This is a genomic window from Streptomyces sp. UNOC14_S4 (assembly GCF_020740835.1).
In the GTDB taxonomy this organism is placed as follows: Bacteria; Actinomycetota; Actinomycetes; order Streptomycetales; family Streptomycetaceae; genus Streptomyces.
The window spans coordinates 1-893 of record NZ_JAINFC010000991.1; the positions used below are offsets into that span (position 1 = coordinate 1).

General features: G+C 76.0%; 1 protein-coding gene. It reads left to right on the plus strand.

The features are described 5' to 3' along the window. On the plus strand, window positions 1-718 hold a 718-nt coding region (locus tag K6I34_RS37525), incomplete at its 5' end, for a histidine phosphatase family protein (protein ID WP_229332479.1). Window positions 719-893: the final 175 nt, after the last annotated feature.

The window sequence follows — 893 nt, forward strand, 5'->3', positions numbered from 1 at the left end:
GCCGACGCTTCCGGAGCGGCCCGCTCCGGAAGCGTCGGCCGGGCCCCGGCCCGCGCCCGTCGGCTGGGCGGTGCCCGCCGACCTCGGCGCGCCCACCACCTTCGTCCTGCTGCGGCACGGCGAGACCGCGCTCACTCCGCAGAAGCGGTTCTCCGGCAGCGGCGGCGGCAACGGCGCCGACCCCGGCCTGTCGCCCGCGGGACACCGCCAGGCGGAGGCCGTGGCCGCGGCGCTCGCAGCGCGCGGCACCATCCAGGAGATCGTCTCCTCGCCGCTGCGCCGCTGCCGCGAGACGGCGGCCGCCGTGGCGGCCCGGCTCGGGCTGGAGGCCCACGTCGAGGACGGGCTGCGCGAGACGGACTTCGGCGCCTGGGAGGGCCTGACCTTCGCCGAGGTCAAGGAGCGCTGGCCCGCCGACCTCGACGCCTGGCTCGCCTCCTCCAAGGCCGCGCCGACCGGCGGCGGCGAGAGCTTCGCCACGGTCGCCCGCAGGGTCGCGCAGACCCGCGACCGCCTCCTCGCGCGCCACGCGGGCAGAACGGTCCTGCTCGTCACCCACGTGACCCCCGTCAAGACCCTGGTACGGCTCGCGCTGGGGGCTCCGCCGGAGTCGTTGTTCCGCATGGAGCTGTCGGCGGCGTCGGTGTCGGCGGTGGCGTATTACGCGGACGGCAATGCGTCGGTTCGACTCCTGAACGACACGTCCCACCTGCGGTAGCTCTTGCCGTAGCGCCTACTGGGGTGCGTCTTGCGCTCGGTGCGCGACTGCGGCCCCGGTGGGGGCTGGTCGCGCAGTTCCCCGCGCCCCTATCGGGGCGCCCCCTACCTCCTACCTCCGGTTGTGGGCAGGCGTTCCGCAGGGCTGGGGGCACCTCCCGGACGGAGTCTGGGGG